Source organism: Sphingopyxis sp. GW247-27LB (assembly GCF_002277025.1).
GTDB lineage: Bacteria > Pseudomonadota > Alphaproteobacteria > Sphingomonadales > Sphingomonadaceae > Sphingopyxis.
This window is the reverse complement of record NZ_NIWD01000015.1, coordinates 218,750-235,672: the sequence shown is the minus strand read 5'-3', so window position 1 is coordinate 235,672 and position 16,923 is coordinate 218,750. Positions and strand designations below refer to the sequence as shown.

The window sequence follows — 16,923 nt, the reverse complement described above, 5'->3', positions numbered from 1 at the left end:
GCCGACAGGGGGGAATGGCAGCCATCCGGGAGGGTCTCAGCCTGCGGGGCTGGGCACGCCGCTCGGACGCGCCAACTCTTCCTCTTCGGCCTTCGCGGTCCGTCGATGGACCAGGAGGTAGAGCGCAGGCAGCACCAGGAGCGTCAGGATCGTCGACGAGATGATCCCGCCGATGACGACAGTCGCCAGCGGCCGCTGCACCTCGGACCCAGCCCCGACATTGAGCGCCATCGGTACGAACCCGAGCGACGCCACCAGCGCGGTCATCATCACCGGTCTGAGGCGGGTCAGAGCGCCTTCGCGGATCGCCTCGACGAGCGCTTTTCCGCGTTCGCGCAGATCCTTGATGAAGGAGAGCATCACCACGCCGTTGAGCACCGCGACCCCCGAGAGCGCGATGAAGCCGACGCCCGCCGAGATCGAGAGCGGAATGTCGCGCAGCGCCAGCGCCGCCACCCCTCCCGTCAGCGCCAGCGGCACGCCCGAGAAGACAATCGCCGCATCGCGCACCGTGCCGAACAGCATGAACAGCAGGCCGAAGATCAGCAGCAGCACCAGCGGCACGACGATCTGGAGGCGCTCGGTTGCGGACTGAAGCTGTTCGAACGTGCCGCCATATTCGATGTAGTAGCCATCGGGCAGCACGACCTCAGCTTCGACCTTTTGCGTGAGCTCGTCGATGAACGAACCCAGATCGCGCCCACGAACATTCGCCGTGATCACCGCGCGGCGCTTGCCATTTTCGCGGCTGATCTGGTTCGGCCCCGCCGCGAGCGAAATCTCCGCCAGCTCGGAAAGCGGCACGAAGCCGCCAGCCGGAAGCGCGACAGGGAGATTGCCGAGCGACGCGAGATCGGTGCGAATGGCCTCGGGAAGCCGGACGATCACGTCGAAGCGGCGGTCACCCTCGAAAAGCTCGCCCGCCTGGCGGCCGCCGGTCGCGGTCGAAACCGCATCCTGCACCGTTTCCATGCTGACGCCGTAGCGCGCGAGCTTGTCGCGGTCGGGCGTGACCGAGAGCATCGGCAGGCCGGTGACCTGTTCGAGCTTCACGTCCTGCGCGCCCGCAATTCCGCCGGCAACTTCCTCGATCGCCTGCCCCGATTCGAGCAATTGATCGAGATCGTCGCCGAACAGTTTGATCGCCACGTCGGCGCGAACGCCGGCGATCAGCTCGTTCATGCGCATCTTCACCGGCTGGGTGAACTCATAATTGTTCCCCGGCACCTCGTTCACCGCCTTGTTGAGTTCGGCAACGAGCTGGTCGCGCGTCTTTCTCGGATTGGGCCATTCCTTCCGGTCCTTGAGCATGATGAAATTGTCGGCGACCGATGGCGGCATCGGATCGGTCGCCACCTCGGGCGTGCCGATCTTCGCGAACACCCGCTCGACTTCGGGGAACTGCCTGATCCTCTTCTCCAGCGCCTCCTGCATCGCGATCGACTGGGTGAGGCTCGTCCCCGGAATGCGCATCGCGTGCATCGCGATATCGCCTTCGTCGAGGTCCGGGATGAACTCGGACCCGAGACTGGTCGCCGCCACGCCGCTCAGCGCGACAAGCGCCAAAGCACCAGCCAGCGCAGCCTTCGGCCAATTGAGGACGCGGTCGAGCATCGGGCGATAGCCCTTGCCGAGACCGCGCATCAGCCAATTTTCCTTCTCCTCGACCTTGCCGGTCACGAACAGCGCCACCGCGGCCGGAACCAGCGTGAGCGACAGCAGCAGAGCGGCGGTAAGCGCTAGGACGACGGTGATCGCCATCGGATGGAAGGTTTTGCCCTCGACGCCCTCGAGCGCGAAGATCGGCAGATAGACCGCAGTGATGATGATGATGCCGAAGATGCTCGGCTTGATCACCTCTGCGCTCGCCGAGGCGACGAGACCGAAGCGTTCGCCGCGATCGAGTAGGCGCCCGAGCCTGTGCTGGGCCTCGCCGAGCCGGCGGAGGCAGTTCTCGACGATGATGACGGCCCCGTCGACGATGAGGCCGAAGTCGAGCGCCCCGAGGCTCATGAGGTTTGCCGATGTCCGCGTCTGGAGCATGCCCGTCAGCGTCATCAGCATCGCGACCGGAATGACAGCCGCCGTGATCAGCGCCGCCCGGAAATTGCCGAGCAGCAGGAACAGGATCACGATGACGAGCAGCGCGCCCTCGGCGAGGTTTTTCTGCACCGTCGAGATCGTCCGCTCTACGAGCGCGGTGCGATCGTAGAGCGGCTTGGCAACGACGCCCTTCGGCAACGCACGCGAAGCCTCGACGAGACGTTCGGCCGAGGCCTGCGCCACCACGCGCGGATTCTCGCCGATCAGCATCGAGACCGTGGCAAGGACGACTTCCTTGCCATTTTCCGTCGCGGCGCCTGTGCGGAGCCCCGAACCGATCGCGACATCGGCGACGTCGGAGATCCGGATCGGAACCCCGCCGCGAGTGGTGACGATGATCTGCGACAGGTCGCGCTCATTATTGGCCTGACCCGGCACGCGGATCAGAATCTGTTCGCCGCTGCGCTCGACATAACCGGCGCCGCGATTGGCATTATTGGCCTCGATTGCGGTGACAACATCGTTGAGCGAGAGATTGAGCGAGGCGAGCGAGGCCGGGTTGGGTGTCACATGATATTGGCGGGCGTAGCCGCCGATCGTGTTGATCTCGGCGACCCCCGGAATCGTGCGCATCTGCGGCCGGATGACCCAGTCGGACATCGTCCGGAGGTCTTCCGCCGTATAAGGCGTGCCGTCGGGTTTTCGCGCGCCCGGTTCGGCCTCGATCGAGAACATGAAGATTTCGCCGAGACCCGTCGAGATCGGCCCCATTTCGGGCTCCATCCCGGGCGGAAGCTGGCCGCGCGCGGCCTGGAGCCGCTCGTTGACCTGCTGGCGCGCAAAATAGATGTCGGTGCCGTCCTCGAAGACAACGGTGACCTGGCTGAGGCCATAGCGCGAGATCGATCTCGTATAGTTGAGGTTCGGGATGCCCGCGATCGCGGTCTCGATCGGATAGGTGATGCGCTGCTCGGACTCGAGCGGCGAATAGCCTTCCGCCTTGGTGTTGATCTGGACCTGGACGTTGGTGATGTCGGGAACGGCGTCGATGGGCAATTTGGTCGCGCTCCACGCGCCGATCGCGCAGAGGAGCGCGACGACCGCGAGGACGAGCCATCGTTGCCGGATCGAAAAGCCTATGGTTCTGGCTAGCATGTTATCCTGCTCCCCGATCAATGGTCGTGGCCCGCGCCGGACTTTTCGATGTCGGCGCGAACGAGGAAACTGCCCTTGGTGACATAGGCGGTGCCGGGCTTGATGCCCGACAGGACCTCGGTCCATTTGGGCGACGAACGACCGAGCTTCAGCATCCGGACCTCATAATCCTGCCCGAAATTGGCATAGACCACCTTGAAGTCGCGGAAGGGCTGGATCGCCTCGGTGCGCACGGCGAGCGGCACAGTGACGGGGTTGACCATCACGCGGCCGCGCAAGGCCATGCCCGGGCGGAGCGTTCCCGAACGGTTGGGGATCGTCGCGCGGATGAGCGCGGTGCCCGCCTCGACATTGCCGTCGGGCAGGAACTGCCCGAGCGGCGCGGTCGCGATTTCGGCGCCGTCCTGCGTCTCCACCGTCACCCGCATACCCGGACGGATAATCGCGAGGTCGCGGGGGAAGATGTTGAAGACGACCGTGGTCTGCGCCGGGTCGGTGACCACATAGAGCGCGCGCCCGTCGGTGACGTCGCCGGGGTTGGCGTTGCGCTCGGCAACCACGCCGCCGACCGTCGCATATACCGGATAGACCTGGAGGCTCTCGCTCGACTCGATGCGCGCGAGAAGCTCTCCGCGCCGGACGCTGTCACCCACCGCCTTGGTCACCGAGACGACGCGGCCGGGGAATTGGCCGCGAATTTCGGAGCGGGCGGTCGGTGACAATTGGACGGTGCCGTAGAGTTCGCGCATTTCGCCCACCGTCGCCGGTCCGACGACCGCGGTTTCGATGCCCCCGGCCTTGGCGGCGTCAGCCGCGATCCGCGTGCGGCCTTCGGGGTTCGCATATTTCCAGACGTGCCGCTTGCCGCCCGTCACCGCAACGACCTCGACATCGAAGCTGTGCGGTTCGGTGACGACACCTTGCCCTGCGAGGAATTTGCCCTGCGGGCGGAAGGTGAAGCGATCGACGTCGCCGCCAAGCCGCGTGAGCGTGATGGCGAGCTGGACATCCTTGGGGTCGACCGGCTTGCCGTCCCGCGTCGCGAAGACGCGGAATTGCGGCTCGGTGCCATTCTCGAAGATCGTGACCTCGACCGCGAAATCGCCATTCTTGAGCAATTTGCCACCGTTCGGGCCTTTGGCATCTTCCTCGCCTTCGCCCTCGGCGTGGCTTTCGCCTTCTTCATGCTTGTCTTCGCCCTCGGCTCCGCCGCCGCAGGCAGCGAGAGGCACGGCAAGGAACAGCGCCGCAGCCGCGGCGGGAAATGGAAACTTCTTCATGGAATATTCTCCGCAAGGGGGGCCGCATCGAAGCGGCCGGTCAGGCGATCGATCTCCGCGAGCAAATCGCGGAAGCGCGTCATGGCCTCGGCCCACTGACCCTGGATCTGGATGATGACGTCGGCGGCATCCTGTACGTCGGCGAACAGGAACCCGCCGCGGGCATAGCCTTCGCGCACCTGGCCGAGCGTCTTCACCGCCTTGGGATAGACGTCGTTCATGATGCCCTCGGCCCGGACGCGTGCGGCGTCGGCGTCGGCGCGCAGCGACGCGAGGCGCCGCAGCCGCTCGAGCCGGCTCGCTTCGGATTGGAACTCGAGCTGCCGCCGTTCGGCCTGCGCCCGGGCGATATTGCCCTGGTTGCGGTCGAACCGTCCGAGCGGGATGGAGATGCCGCCGAGAACGGCGACATCGTTGGTCTCGCGAAGGAAGCGGGTGCCGCCCGAGACCGTATAGTCCTGGTGCGCGCGGCTTTGCTCGACGACGACCTGCGCGCGGGCCCGGTCGACGGCGGCGTCGAAGACCGCCGCGTCGGCTTCGGCAAGCGGCGGATCGCGCGGATCGGGTTTCTCGATCCCCTCGGCGATAACGAGACTGTCAGGCGTGCCGCCCCAGAAGGAGGTGAGCAACGCGCGTGCGGATTGCCGCTTCGCCTGGGCTTCCTTCAGGGCCAGCTCGGCTTCGAGAATGCGGGCATCGGCGCGCGTCTCGACGAAGAGCGGATCCTTGTAGCCGCGCACGCGCCGGATCGCTTCGGTCCGCATCTCCTTTTCGAGTTTGACGCGATCCTCTGCGATCCAGACCATCTGCTCGGCGATCTGGACGTCGATATAGGCGCGCTGCACTTCCTGGGCGATGTCGAGCCGGACGAGCCGCCACTGCGCCTCGGCGAGTACGACGCCGCGCTCGGCAAGCGCCATCCGTGCCTCGCGCTTGCCCCCGCGTTCGAGCGGCTGCGAATAGGTGACGGTGAGTTCCGATTGCCGGAACAGGCCATAGCCGCCCGTTCCGACGCCATTTTCCATGTCGACCGACACGGTCGGATTGGGACGGACGCGGGCTTGCAGCTGGTCGGCGCGCGCGGCGTCGACCCCCGCTTCGCCGGCTCTAAGCTCGGGCGATGCAGCGATGGCCCGCTCGACCGCCTGGTTGAGCGTTAGCGGCTGGGCCCAAACGGACCCCGCCAGCAGCGCAGCCCCGGCCAACAGGGCGGCGCGCATATGGATATGCATGAATGATCACTCCTGAACGGTTCGACTGAGCGCAGGCCGAAAAGGAGCCGCGCGGCAGGCGTCGTTCAGGCGAGGGGAGGGTTCAGGGGAGGTGCGAGCGCGCGCGAAGCGAGGCGCGTCGCGGGCAGCGCAAAGTGCAGGCCGCCGGAAAAACAGGACAGATCGTCATGACCCGAAAGGGCCTGATCGGATGCGACCGGGCAATTATGGTGACTGCCGTGGAGGTCGGCGTCCTGCTGACCTTTTTGCGTGTCCTTGTCCGACGCATGGCCCGGCTCGACATGGTGCGAAAGATGCGAATCCGTCGCATGGTGCGTCATGCCCGCCATCGCCGGCGCAGCATTGTGGAGCCCGCTGAGCAGCAGGATGAACACAAGCAACAGGCGAAGGGGAGCGCCGGACATGGTCGCGCCCCTAACAGCGAATGCCCTGTTCCGGAAGTCCAAAACCGGATCAATCGGTTCGCGCAGCGCCGCTCTCCCTCGATCGGGCCGCTTCGATCAGCGCTTCCAGGGCGTTCGGCATTGGCATCGGCTCGAAGGCGCTCACCCGCGCGCGGCCATTGTTGCCCGCGGGGAGGCGACCGGTCAGCGAACCGAGCGGGACGAGCAGGAACCGCATCGCCTGACCGGCAGCTTCACGGGCATCGCCGAGCTCGATCGCATAGCGAAGCATGTGCCAGTGGGAGGCGAGATGCGCGCCCATATAGGGCTGGCTCAATATATGTTCCCATTCCAGCGCCTGCCACGCAGCGGCTTCATCTCCGATTCGGCGTGATTCGCAAAACAGGCGATATTGATCGCGCAGCAGCGGCTCGATGACGGCCATGCTCACGGGATTTACTGTCGGCGGCACCATGTCCATTCCCCCTTTTTGTGCAGGGCAGGCTTTTGCACCCTGTAGTAGATACAGGGTCAAGCCCTGATGTTCCGGCGGGACGCTGTGCCGCTCGGCTTCCGATTTACGCCCTCGTCTCACGGGAAGCATATCGCTCGAATGTCGTCCCGAACAAAGGAGGCGGCAGCCAATAGCGAAACGATAGAAATAACAGCAAAAGACAATCGTAGAATTATTGTGCTTAACGCGCGATTGTTCGGCGGATATCCTGTTTCTTTAGACGCTTCTGCAACTATAGAGGGGCAAGATGCACTGCTCCCTTACCTCCATGAGATAATATTACGGAGCCGGTTCGGGGGTTCGAAGAGTGCCGCCGAAGTTGATTGAAAATCTTCTACTTTTCACCGCGCCGTTTCGATGCTAGGGGCCGGTTTCAATGCGACGGGTGATCCTCTTCCTCCTGACCCTTCTCCTTGCATCCGGAACGGTTGCGGGGTCGCTCGCACATGCGACCGAGGATCGGGCCGAAGCGAGCCTTTTTGTCGCGGCGATCGAGGCCGGCTGCGTTTCCGCACCGGCGATCGAAAGCGCCGAAGTCGACAAGAAAAAATCCTCTCCCGGCGAAAAACAGCAGGTGCCAGCCGCCGCTCATGGTTGCCATGGTCACCATTCGGGCGTCCCGGCGGAAACGCTGTCGGCAGCGACCGAAACCCCTGCTCCTGAAGCGCACACGCGCATCCTGACGGCCGCCTTGCCGCCCGTCGCCTATATCGGGACGTTCCGCCCTCCAATCGCCTGACGCTTTAGGTCTGCGCGCGCCCTTCGCGTGCGCTTCTCCCTGGAAACGTCAGGAGTCTCTTTTTCATGAAATCCATAGTTGTCGCCGCGAGTCTCGTGGCGCTCGTTGCAGGCGCAAATTCCGCGCCCGCCGCTGCCCAGTCGGCAGCGACGGAGCTGGTGGGACCGCCTTCTTCCGCAGGCGAGGCCGTGCGTACCGGCCCGCTTCCCGCTCGATTGTCCCTCGCACAGGCGATGGAGGAAGCCGACGCCCGATCGCCGCGCGTGGTTGCCGCCGAAGCCGAAGTGGAGGCCGCGCGCGGTCGCCAGCGTCAGGCGGGCTATCGCTACAATCCGACGCTCAATGTCGATGTCGAGAATTTCGCAGGCACCGGCCCCTATTCGGGCCTGAACGGTCTCGAGACGACCGTTTCGGTAAACCAGCGCCTCGATATCGGGGGCCGGCGCCGGGCGCGCATGACGCTCGCCGACGCCGAGTTTCTGGCAGCGAAGTACAGGTTGGAGATTGCACGCGCAGATCTTGCGCTCGATGTCCGCAACCAGTTCGCGACCGCTCTTGCGGCGCGCGATAGCCTCGCGCTCGCACGCGAAAATGAAGCGCGTGCCCGTGAACTCGTTCGCGTGGCACAGGCCATGGTCGATACCGGCAACGAGCCGCCGCTCCGCGCGTTCCGCGCCAACGCGGCTCTCGTTCAGGCCACCGCCGAGCTGCGCACGGCCGAGGCCGAAGAAAGAACCGCCCGGCGTTCGCTCGCGGCGCTCCTCGGAAGCTCGGTCTCGCCTGCCGAGTTGATGGAAGGCGATATGTGGGTGGCACCGGAGACGGTGGACTCGCTTGCGACGCTCGACGTTCGCTTGGCAGAAACCGAGAAGCTGATTGCCGAAGCGCGGCTCCAGGGGCAGCGCGCCGATGGCCGGCTCGATCCGTCGGTCGGCTTCGGGGTGCGTCAGCTTCGCGACACCGGCGATCGCGCATTGATCGCCAACGTCTCCGTGCCGCTCCCCGTCTTCGATCGCAACCGCGGCAACATCTCGGCAGCCAAGTCCGATGTCGCCGCCGCCATTGCGCGGCGCGAGAATGCGGTGGTCAACGCTCAGGCGGAGATCGCCAATGCGCAGGCCGAACTCGAAGCCGCAGAGGCCCGCCTCGCGGCGCTTGAGGGCAGCGGCATCGAGCAGGCGCGCGAGGGCGTCCGGCTCGCCGAACTCAGCTACCGCGCCGGCAAGTCCTCGCTCGTCGAATATATCGACGCGCAGCAAGCCTATGCGGCAACGCAGGCCGAGCTGATCGCGGCGCGCCAGGCCCGGGCCGAAGCCCGCGCCATCCTCTCGCGCCAGGCAGCCGCCGACGGCGATGCGGATCATCAGCCATGAGCGCGCCGAGCCTTCCAGTGGACGGAGGCGCCTTCGCCATCGTCCTTCCAAGTCAACAGGGGTGCGCCGCCGGTCGGCGCGCGAACCGCATCAACAGCGGAGATAGAATATGATCACCAAGGACAAGCGTCTCCTCGGCACTGTCGCGGGCGCCATGATACTCGCCGCCGTCACGGGCTTCGGCGTTGCCCGCTGCACCGCCGACCCGGCCGCCGCACCGGCTGCCGACGGCGAAAAGGAAGCGGCGAGCGAAGCTCTTCCGAGCAGCCTCGCCATCACGCCCGAAGCGATCAAGGCCGCCGAGATCGGCGTCGAGACGATCGGCGCCGGCGGACTCGGTTCGGAAATCATCTCGCAAGCGACCGTTACCGCCGCGCCGAGCGGCGAGGCGATCGTCACCGCCCGCGCGGGCGGCGCGGTCACCCGTCTCTTCAAGCGGCTCGGCGATCCGGTCAGCGCCGGTGAGACGATCGCGATCGTGCAAAGCCGCGACGCCGCCCAGATTGCGGCCGAACGGATTGCCGCCGATGCGCGCTCGACGCTCGCGCAGAAAAATCTCCACCGCGAGAAGACCCTGTTCGACCAGAAGGTGTCGGCGCGCGTCGACTATGAGCAGGCGCAAGCCGAAGCCGCGGCCGCCGCGGCCGAAGCGCAGCGCGCGCGTGCCGCAGCGAGCGCCGCGCAGGTCACGCGCGATGGCAGCAGCGTCATCGTGGCAAGCCCGATCTCGGGACGGATCACGGCCGAGAACGCCAGCCTTGGCGCCTTCGTTCAGCCCGAAACCGAATTGTTCCGCGTTGCCGATCCCAGCAAGGTGCAGATCGAGGCGGCCGTCGGCCCGGCCGATGCACAGCGGCTCTCGCCCGGAGACCGTGCGATCATCGAACTTCCCGACGGACGCACGATCGATGCCCGCGTGCGGGCTGTGACCCCCGGCCTGTCCGGCGATACGCGCTCGGCAACCGCCGTGCTCGACGTACCCGGGGCGCTCCAGCCGGGCCTTGCGGTCCGGGTGCGGTTGCTCCCGAGCCGCGGCGCCGAAACCGGTGGGCCGGCCCGGATCGTGATCGCCGACGAAGCCCTCCAGACGCTCGAAGGCCGCGACGTGGTGTTCGTCCGCACGAAGGACGGCTTCCGGGCGCAGCAGGTCACCGTCGGCCAGCGCAGCGCGGGCCGTGTCGAAATCCTCTCCGGGCTGAAGCCGGGCCAGATCGTCGCGACCAAGAACGCTTTCCTGCTCAAGGCCGAACTCGGCAAGGGCGCGGGCGAGGAGGAATAAACCGTGATCGCGAAACTGATAGCGCTATCCGTCCGCGCGCGCTGGGCGGTGCTCTTCCTCTTCCTCGTGATCGCGGGCCTCGGCGTCTGGCAGCTCACCAAGCTGCCGATCGACGCGGTTCCCGACATCACCAACAAGCAGGTGCAAATCAACACGATCGACCCGCGCCTTTCGCCGGTCGAAATCGAGAAGCTCGTAACCTACCCGATCGAAATCTCGCTGGCAGGCATTCCGGGGCTCGAGACAACACGCTCGATCTCGCGCAACGGCTTCAGCCAGGTGACGGCGATTTTCACCGACGAGACCGATCTCTATTTCGCGCGCCAGCAGGTGGGTGAACGCCTGCTTCAGGCGGGCGAAAATCTGCCCGACGGCGTGCAGCCGCAAATCGGGCCGGTGACGACGGGTCTTGGCGAAGTCGTCATGTACACCGTCGGCTACAAGAACCCAGACGGCAAGGGCGCGAAGAAGGTCGCTGGTCAGCCCGGCTGGCAGCCGGATGGCAGCTATCTGACCCCCGAGGGCGATATCCTAACCGACGAAATCGCTAAATCGGGGTATCTGCGCACGGTCCAGGACTGGATCGTGAGCCCGCAGCTGAAGTCGGTTGGCGGCGTGGCTGGCGTCGACTCGATCGGCGGTTACGCCAAGACCTTCGTCGTCGAACCCGATCCGACCCGCCTCACCAGCTACGGCATTTCCTACAGTGAACTTGGCGAGGCGCTCGAACGGGCCAATCTCGCAGTCGGCGCCAACTATTATAACCGGGCGGGCGAAGCCTATCTCGTGCGTGTCGACGCGCGCGTGCGTTCGGTCGATGAAATCCGCAACGCCGTTGTCGCGACGCGCGGCGGGGTTCCCGTCACCGTCGGACAGCTCGCCAATGTGAAAATTGGCGGCGATCTTCGAACCGGTGCGGGCAGCATGAACGGCAAGGAGGCCGTGATCGGCACCGTGCTCATGCTGATCGGCCAGAACAGCCGCACCGTCGCCGAAGACGTCTCGGCGAAAATCGCGCAAGTGTCGAAGACCCTGCCGCCCGGCGTCGAAGTGAAGGTGGTGCTCGACCGTGCCAGCCTCGTCAATGCAACGGTCGGAACGGTCGAGAAGAACCTCACCGAAGGCGCGCTGCTCGTGGCGGCCGCGCTCTTCTTCCTGCTCGGCAACTGGCGCGCGGCGATCATCGCGGTGCTCGTCATCCCCTTCTCCTTCCTGATGATGGCGATGGGCATGAACGCGTTCCGGGTCCCCGGTAACCTGATGAGCCTCGGCGCGCTCGACTTCGGTCTGATCGTCGACGGCGCGGTGATCATCATCGAGAACTGCTTGGCCAGATTGGCGCACCGGCAGGAACATGAAGGGAGATTGCTCGACCTTCGCGAACGTCTCGAAGAGACGATGCGCGCCAGTCAGGAGATGATCAAACCGACTGTCTTCGGCCAGGCGATCATCCTGCTCGCCTTCGCACCGCTGCTGATGTTCACGGGCGTCGAGGGCAAGACCTTCTCGCCGATGGCCATCACCATCATGCTCGCGCTCGTCGCCGCCTTCATTCTCGCGATCACGCTTGTCCCGGCGCTCGTCGCGCTGATGATCCGCGGCAAGGTCGCGGAGAAGGAAGTCTGGGCAATCCGCAAGTCGAAGGAGCGTTATCTGCCGCTGCTCGACAAGGCGATCGCCAAGCCCTGGGCTTTCATCGCCGGTGGTTTCGCCTTCTTCCTCCTCGCCATCCCGGCGTTCGGACTGCTCGGCTCGGAATTCATTCCGCAGCTCGACGAAAAGAATATGGCCCTCGCTTCCACTCGCGTTCCGTCGGTGAGTCTCGAACAGTCTCTCGCCATGCAGCGAAACGTCGAGACGGCCATCTCGAAGCTGCCCGAAGTCGAGTTGATGTTCTCGAAGACGGGTACGGCGGAGGTAGCGACCGATCCGATGCCGCCGAACATCTCGGACGGCTTCGTGATCCTGAAGCCGCAGGATCAATGGCCGGCGGGCGTCGACTCCAAGGCCGATGTCGTCGAGCGGATCGAGAAGGCCGCTGGCGGCCAACTCGGCCAGCTCTATGAAGTAAGCCAGCCGATTGAACTTCGCTTCAACGAACTGATCGCGGGTGTCCGCGGCGACGTCGCCATCAAGCTTTACGGCGACGACCTTGACAAGATGTCGCTCGCCGCGAACGAGATGGTGAAGGTGCTCCAGGGCATCCCGGGTGCGGGCAGCGTCAAGGCTGACCAAGTCGGCGGCGCTCCCATGCTGGACGTGCAGCTCGATCGCAATGCGATCGCACGCTACGGCCTGTCGGTGCAGGAGGTGGCCGACACCGTGTCGGCCGCACTCGGTGGGCGGGAATCGGGTCTCCTTTACGAGGGCGATCGCCGGTTCGACATCACCGTGCGCGTGCCCGATGCGACCCGCGTCAATCTCGACGACATCCGCGCGCTGCCTGTTCTCCTTCCCTCGGAAGGCGGCATCCGCGGACAAGTGCCGCTCGCTCAGGTGGCGCAGATCCGGCTGACCGAAGGGCTCAACCAGATCAGCCGCGAAAATGGCAAGCGGCGCGTCGTCGTGCAGGTGAACCTCGAGGGCCGCGATGCCGGCTCCTTCGTGGCCGAAGCGCAGGCGAAGATCGCCAATGTGAAGCTTCCGGCTGGCTATTACCTCGAATGGGGTGGCCAGTTCGAAAGCTTGCAGGCGGCGTCGAAGCGGCTCTCGATCGTGGTGCCGCTCTGCTTCGCAGGCATCTTCATCCTGCTCTACATGGCACTCGGCACCTTCGGACGCGCGACCGCCGTGTTCCTCGCGGTGCCGCTTGGGCTCGCTGGCGGCGTGTTCACGCTCGCGCTTACGGGCATCAACTTCTCGGTCTCTGCGGCAGTGGGCTTCATCTGCCTTGCCGGCGTCGCGGTGCTCAACGGTCTCGTCGTCATGACGGCGATCCGAGAGCGGCTCGAGAATGACGTCCCGCTCGCGGAGGCCATCCGCGAGGGCATGACCGAGAAGATGCGCGCGGTGATCATGACCGGCTTCGTGCCCGCAATCGGCTTCGTGCCGATGGCGATTGCGACCGGCACGGGTGCCGAAGTGCAGAAGCCGCTCGCGACGACCGTCATCGGCGGCCTCATCGCGGCGACCATCCTGACGCTGCTTGTTCTCCCAGCGATCGCAAAGGTCGTTCTCGGGGCGGACTGGCAGCCGAAGTTCCTGAAGCGAAAAGCGGAGCCGGCGGCTCAGCCGGTCACGGAATAGGGAGAGACTGTCATGACAAAAGCATCCAAGCTCTTGCGCATCTACACCGACGAATCCGCCTTCTTCGGCGATCAGCGGGTTTTCGAGTTCATTGCCGAACTCGCTCGCCAGCAAAAGCTGGCAGGCGTTACGGTGCTCGAAGCGGTTCTCGGTTTCGGTCGCTCGGCGCATCTCCATCGCAAGCATGCGCTGGAGAATGACCGGGCGGTGGTGATCGAGATCATCGACGAGGAGCAGCGGCTCCGCGACTTTGCGGCGCAGCTGACCGAGATACCGGACATCGGGCTCATCACGCTCGAAGCGGTCGACATCCTCGGCGGGAAATCCGCCGCGGAGCCCCCCGATGTTCAGAGCTGACCGGCATCTTGCCGGTCTACACCGCGGCGCAGGTCCCCGGCCTGCGTCGCGGACCAGCTCGCGCGAGCGAGGAGGTCTCCGATGTTCTCGGTAGGCACCTCGCTCCGCTTGCCGGTCCCGATCGGGCGCGTCTGGCGTCTGCTCGTCGATATCGAGCGCTACGGCGACTGGCATCCGACGCTTCGCTTCACCGATCGCCCCGGAGATGAAGAACGCGTCGACTATGTCTACTCGCCGCGCGGACCGCGCGGGCCGGAACTGTCTGCCGAGGGCCGGATCACGGGGCTCGACTGGCTCTCTGGCTTCTCCTGGCGGACGGGTATGCGCGGCCTCCTCGTCATCGAGGAAAGCTACCGGCTCGAAAAGCTCGGGCAGGGTGTCGAGGTGACGCACCGGCTCGATTGCCGCGGTTTCTTCTCGTGGCTCGGCTATCCCTTCCTGCGCCGCGCCTGCTCGGTGTTCCTGCGCCGCTCGAACGCTGCGCTCGAAAAGCATTTCCGCCGCACGACGGTCCAGTCCCGCTACGCGCGGCCGAGCGGACGTCGCGCATGATATGGAATTCGAAACCTGGCCGTCGGAGGCCCCTCTCAATCGCCCCCCTCACCACGGGCAGGGATCTCCGGCTGTCAGGGAGGTGCGGGAGCCGGGTCGCATCCCGCAAAGGCTCCCGCACCTCATCCTGCCGGGCGTTTCGTGTAAGTCCGGATCGCAGTGCCGATCGCCAAGAGAAAAGGATGGCATCATGAGTGACCAGTTGCGGCTCGATATTCCGCTTCTCCTCCCTGAGGTCGCTGACACCGCCGACCGCTGCGTCGCGCGCCTGATGGGCGAACTCGAAGGACGCGAAGGCGTCGACAAGGTCCATGTGGTCCGCTCGAGCGACGGTTCGCTGCCGCAGCTCTGCATCCATTACCGTCCGGATATTCTCCCGCTCGAACGTGTGCGGCAGCTCGCGCGCAGCGCCGGTGCCGAGCTCACGGACCAATATCAACATCTCTTCTGGGACGACCTCGAAGGCGTCGGCCACGCCCGTCGCGCGCGGACGATCGGACTGAAGCTTCGCGAAATGCCGGGCGTGATCGAGGCCGAAGTCGGCGCCGCCGGTACGCTGCGCGCCGAGTTCCAGCGCTCGGAGACCTCCATCGAAACGATCAGAAAGACACTCTCGGATATGGGCGTCACACAGAAATCGGCTACCGTCGCCGCGGCTACCCCGGCACAGGCCCCCCATCAGCATGGTGATGATGGCCATGACCATGGACCGGATCATGCGCATGGGCCTGATCACAAACATGGCCATACGGGCGAGGACAGCCACGACCATGGCCATGATCATGGCGGCATTTTCGGCGAGCGGACCGAGTTGATCTTCGCGCTGCTGTGCGGTCTCGTCCTCGGCATCGGCTTTGCGATCGAGAAGCTCGCCGCGGCACCGGAGTGGGTGCCGCTCGCATTCTATATTGCCGCTTATGGCTTCGGCGGCTGGTTTACGGTCCGCGAGGCCATCGAGAATCTGAAGCTCAAGCGCTTCGAGATCGACACGCTGATGCTCGTCGCCGCGGCCGGCGCTGCCGCGCTCGGGGCGTGGGCCGAAGGCGCGCTGCTCCTCTTCCTCTTCAGCCTCGGCCATGCGCTCGAACATTATGCCATGGGCCGCGCCAAGCGCGCGATCGAGGCGCTTGCGGAGCTGGCGCCGCAGACCGCGACGGTGAAGGATGCCGACGGGACGGCTCGCGAAGTCCCCGTCGAGCAGCTGGCGATTGGCGACACCGTCATCGTCAAGCCCAACGAGCGTCTTGCCGCCGACGGCTTCGTCGTCGTTGGCCGCACGGCGATCGATCAGGCCCCGGTGACCGGCGAGAGCGTCCCCGTCGACAAGGAACCGGTAGCCGATCGCGCGCAGGCCGCGGCAAAGCCCGATGCACTCGACGCGAAGTTTCGCGTCTTCGCGGGCACCATCAATGGCTATGGCGCGATCGAGATCGCGGTAACCCGTCTTGCGGCCGATACCACGCTCGCCAAGGTCGTGAAGATGGTGAGCGAGGCGGAAACGCAGAAATCGCCAACCCAGCGCTTCACCGACAAATTCGAGCGCATCTTCGTGCCGAGCGTGCTCGCGCTCGTGTTCGTCCTGCTCTTCGCCTGGGTCGTTGTCGATGAGCCGTTCCGCGACAGCTTCTATCGCGCCATGGCGGTCCTCGTTGCGGCAAGCCCGTGCGCGCTCGCGATCGCGACGCCGAGCGCCGTCCTGTCGGGCGTTGCGCGGGCGGCGCGCGGCGGCGTGCTGGTCAAAGGCGGTGGCCCGCTTGAAAATCTCGGCTCGCTGACCGCGCTGGCGTTCGACAAGACGGGCACGCTCACCGAAGGAAAGCCGCGCATCACCGACGTCTTGCCGGCCAGCGGCGTGCCGAAGGAGGAACTGCTGCGCATCGCCGTGGCGGTCGAGCGACTGAGCGATCATCCGCTTGCCGCTGCCATCGCGCGCGATGGTGAGGCCATGCTGACGTCGACGCGCGTACCGGTAGCGGACGACCTCAACAGCCTGACGGGTCGCGGCGTCACGGCGAAGGTCGAGGGCGAGACCGTCCTGATCGGCAAGGCCGAAATGTTTGGTGCCGACGGCATCGCGCCGATCGGCGGCGAAGTGGCAGCTGCGATCGCCGGCCTCCGCGAGCAGGGCCGCACGACGATGGTCGTTCGAATGGGCGACCGCGACCTTGGCGCGATCGGTCTGATGGACACGCCGCGCGAAGCGGCGCGCACAGCGATCGCCAAACTGCGCGAACTCGGAATCGGCCGGATGATCATGATTTCGGGCGATCACCAGAAGGTCGCGGAATCGATTGCCGCCGAAGTCGGGATCGACGAGGCTTGGGGCGACCTTATGCCCGACCAGAAAGTCGACGCCATTCGCGACCTCAAGGCGCAGCAGCCGGTCGCAATGGTCGGTGACGGCGTGAACGATGCGCCGGCGATGGCGAGCGCCACCGTCGGGATCGCGATGGGCGCCGCGGGGTCCGATGTCGCCCTCGAAACCGCCGACGTCGCGCTGATGGCCGATGACCTCGCTCATCTCCCGTTCGCGATCGGGCTCAGCCGCCAGACGCGCCGCATCATCCGCCAGAATCTGGTGGTCAGCCTCGGCGTCGTCGTGGTCCTCGTGCCGGCGACGATCTTCGGGCTCGGAATCGGTGCGGCGGTCGCGGCGCACGAAGGCTCGACCCTCGTCGTCGTCGCCAATGCGCTTCGCCTGCTCGCCTATCGCGATCGCAGCATGGGCTGAGAGCGCACAGTCGCGGTGGGATCGAACCGGAAGGGGGAG

12 protein-coding genes are annotated in these 16,923 nt (G+C 65.6%); 7 read left to right on the top strand and 5 right to left on the bottom strand.

Translation table 11 applies throughout. The features are described 5' to 3' along the window. Positions 1 to 36: 36 nt before the first annotated feature. The 5 genes from CD928_RS20205 to CD928_RS20185 form a co-directional block, all read right to left on the bottom strand. A complete protein-coding gene (locus CD928_RS20205; protein ID WP_095389076.1) occupies positions 37 to 3,198 on the bottom strand; it encodes an efflux RND transporter permease subunit in 3,162 nt (1,053 codons plus the stop codon). A 17-nt stretch (positions 3,199 to 3,215) separates the two neighbouring features. Then, positions 3,216 to 4,478, bottom strand: a complete 1,263-nt coding sequence (locus CD928_RS20200) for an efflux RND transporter periplasmic adaptor subunit (RefSeq protein WP_095388890.1) — start codon at positions 4,476 to 4,478, stop codon at positions 3,216 to 3,218. Then, entirely contained in the window at positions 4,475 to 5,710 is a 1,236-nt protein-coding gene (locus CD928_RS20195; RefSeq protein ID WP_095388889.1) for a TolC family protein, read from the bottom strand. Before CD928_RS20195 ends, CD928_RS20200 begins: the two co-directional genes overlap by 4 nt. 65 nt (positions 5,711 to 5,775) lie before the next feature. Continuing rightward, on the bottom strand, positions 5,776 to 6,114 hold the full coding sequence (locus CD928_RS20190; protein WP_058802268.1) for a hypothetical protein: 339 nt from the start codon (positions 6,112 to 6,114) through the stop codon (positions 5,776 to 5,778). A 49-nt stretch (positions 6,115 to 6,163) separates the two neighbouring features. After that, positions 6,164 to 6,697: a DUF3703 domain-containing protein gene (locus CD928_RS20185; protein WP_255247273.1), complete on the bottom strand. Its 534-nt coding sequence runs from the start codon at positions 6,695 to 6,697 to the stop codon at positions 6,164 to 6,166. A gap of 286 nt (positions 6,698 to 6,983) precedes the next feature. On the opposite strand from CD928_RS20185, the gene CD928_RS20180 reads away from it, so the two are divergent. The 7 genes from CD928_RS20180 (at position 6,984) to CD928_RS20150 (ending at position 16,884) form a co-directional block, all read left to right on the top strand. Then, entirely contained in the window at positions 6,984 to 7,346 is a 363-nt protein-coding gene (locus tag CD928_RS20180) for a hypothetical protein (RefSeq protein ID WP_054731791.1), read from the top strand. Between the two features lie 188 nt (positions 7,347 to 7,534). Then, positions 7,535 to 8,719 carry a TolC family protein gene (locus CD928_RS20175; RefSeq protein ID WP_255247272.1) on the top strand — a complete coding sequence of 395 codons (1,185 nt, stop codon included), beginning with the start codon at positions 7,535 to 7,537 and terminating at the stop codon, positions 8,717 to 8,719. Positions 8,720 to 8,828: 109 nt separating this feature from the next. Then, the gene (locus CD928_RS20170) at positions 8,829 to 9,998 is read left to right on the top strand and encodes an efflux RND transporter periplasmic adaptor subunit (RefSeq protein WP_095388886.1); all 1,170 of its coding nucleotides are present in this window, start codon (positions 8,829 to 8,831) and stop codon (positions 9,996 to 9,998) included. A gap of 3 nt (positions 9,999 to 10,001) precedes the next feature. Beyond that, the gene (locus tag CD928_RS20165; protein WP_095388885.1) at positions 10,002 to 13,244 is read left to right on the top strand and encodes an efflux RND transporter permease subunit; all 3,243 of its coding nucleotides are present in this window, start codon (positions 10,002 to 10,004) and stop codon (positions 13,242 to 13,244) included. A 12-nt stretch (positions 13,245 to 13,256) separates the two neighbouring features. After that, positions 13,257 to 13,601, top strand: coding sequence for a DUF190 domain-containing protein (locus CD928_RS20160; RefSeq protein ID WP_095388884.1), 345 nt, complete (start codon positions 13,257 to 13,259; stop codon positions 13,599 to 13,601). An 81-nt stretch (positions 13,602 to 13,682) separates the two neighbouring features. Then, positions 13,683 to 14,153 (top strand): SRPBCC family protein, encoded by a 471-nt coding sequence (locus CD928_RS20155; protein WP_095388883.1) that lies wholly within the window; start codon positions 13,683 to 13,685, stop codon positions 14,151 to 14,153. 190 nt (positions 14,154 to 14,343) lie between these two features. Beyond that, positions 14,344 to 16,884, top strand: coding sequence for a heavy metal translocating P-type ATPase (locus CD928_RS20150; protein WP_095388882.1), 2,541 nt, complete (start codon positions 14,344 to 14,346; stop codon positions 16,882 to 16,884). Positions 16,885 to 16,923 lie beyond the last annotated feature (39 nt).